The organism is Micromonospora sp. M51, assembly GCF_018070305.1.
Classification (GTDB): domain Bacteria; phylum Actinomycetota; class Actinomycetes; order Mycobacteriales; family Micromonosporaceae; genus Micromonospora; species Micromonospora parva.
On the sequence record NZ_JAGPXZ010000983.1, the window covers coordinates 1 to 1,932 of the forward strand.

The window sequence follows — 1,932 nt, forward strand, 5'->3', positions numbered from 1 at the left end:
GAGCAGTTGCCCCAGGCCGAATCCGGCCAGCAGCACCCAGACCGCTGTCGCCATGGTGATGGTGCCGGCGGCCAGGTCCGGCTCGATCAGCCCGGCCAGCCCGGCGACCAGCAAGCCGGCCAGCGCCACCGAGACCCGGGTGGGGCGTTCGCCCACTGTCACCGCACCGATCTCCCGCATACCGGCGGCGACCGCCCGCGCCCGGACGTACTCGTGCAGCCAGGACAGCGCGCCGCCCGCGACGACCAGCCCACCTGGTGCGCCCACCAGCCAGAACGCCAGCAGCCACGCCACCTCACCGAGCCGGTCGGCGACCGAGTCGTAGACGTAGCCCAGCCGGGTGGTGCGGCCGGTGGCGACCGCCACCGCACCGTCCACGCTGTCCGCCACGGCGGCGAGCAGCACGAACAGCGCACCGAGGAACGGCCCGTCCCCCGGCCGGCTCACCAGCAACGGTACGCAGAAGCAGAGCAGCACCCCGGCCACGGTGACCGCGGTGGGGCTGACCCGCAGTCGGCCCAGCACATATCCGACGTGGTACGCGAATCGCAGCCAGGCACGCACCACCGGCGCCGCGACCCGAGGGTCGAACCCGCCGTGCAGCCGCGCCCACGCCGTGGCGTACTGATCCCAGTTCAGCTGTGTGCCCACCACGGATCAACCGTCGCGCCGGGCAACAGGTGTCGCAGGCGCAGTGTTCACACGCGCGCGCCGGCTTTCAGGTTCTGCCAGACCTCACGGGTCGCCGTGGACCGGTTGAGGGTGATGAAGTGGATTCCCGGCACGCCCTCGTCCAGCAGTCGGCGGCACATCTCGCTGGCCTGCTCGATGCCGAGCCGGCGGACGGCGTCCGGGTCGTCGGCGACGCGCTCGAAGCGGGCCGCCAACGCCGGCGGGAACGGCGCACCGGACAGCTGCACGGACCGTTCGATGGTGCCGATCTGGGTCACCGGCATCACCCCGGCCAGGATCGGGGTGTCACAGCCGGCGGCGGCCACCCGGTCGCGTAACCGCAGGTAGTCGTCGGCGTCGAAGAACATCTGGGTGATCGCGAACTCCGCGCCGGCCCGACACTTGCTGACGAACTGGGCGGTGTCGCTGGCCACGTCGGGCGAGCGCGGGTGCTTGTACGGGAAGGCCGCCACGCCGACGCTGAAGTCACCGGCGTCACGCACCAACCGGACCAGGTCCTCGGCGTAGTCCACCCCCTCGGGGTGGCGGATCCACTCGCCGCTCGGGTTGCCCGGAGGGTCACCCCGAACGGCCAGCACGTTGCGCACCCCCACCCCGGCGAGCCGGCCGACCACGTGCCGCAGCTCGGCGACCGAGTGGTTGACCGCGGTCAGGTGGGCCATCGGCAGCAGGGTGGTCTCGGTGGCGATCCGCTCGGTCACCGCCACGGTGGTGTCCCGGGTCGAGCCGCCCGCGCCGTACGTGATCGACACGAACGACGGGCGCAGCGACTCCAGCTCGCGGATGGCCTGCCAGAGCAGCAGCTCCCCCGCCTCGGTCTTGGGCGGGAAGAACTCGAACGAGAAGGTCGGCTGGTGCTCACGAATGAGCTCCCCGATCGCCGGCTGCGGATTGGGGAGTGTCGAGGGAAGACCGAGCGCCACGCTCCGACTCTAGCGGTCGACGCCAACAGGACCCAGGCCCTTCCCATCCAGCGGCCGACGCCGCCCGGTCCGCCCGACCCGGTGGCCGGTGTCGGTCGGGCGCTCACCTGGTTGGCGAGGTCGCCTGATCCGCGCTGAGCCGACAGGCGGCGTCGCACCGCGCTGACCCGTTGGCCGGCGTCGCGTTGTGCGCCGGGGCGGGCGGTGGCGCACCGCGCCGGGGCGGCGGGCGGAAAGGCGTCGTACCTCCGGGGTAGAAATTGTCGGTGCGGGAGGGGCGGCGGGGGTGGCCCCGGGGTCCCGTGCGGGGGTCAGC

2 protein-coding genes are annotated in these 1,932 nt (G+C 72.9%); both read right to left on the reverse strand.

Annotated elements, in window-relative coordinates; translation table 11 throughout:
• On the reverse strand, window positions 1-654 hold a 654-nt coding region (locus tag KBX53_RS31535), incomplete at its 3' end, for a CDP-alcohol phosphatidyltransferase family protein (protein ID WP_210863414.1).
• A 44-nt stretch (window positions 655-698) separates the two neighbouring features.
• On the reverse strand, window positions 699-1,616 hold the full coding sequence (gene metF / locus KBX53_RS31540) for a methylenetetrahydrofolate reductase [NAD(P)H] (RefSeq protein WP_210863416.1): 918 nt from the start codon (window positions 1,614-1,616) through the stop codon (window positions 699-701).
• Between the last annotated feature and the right edge of the window lie 316 nt (window positions 1,617-1,932).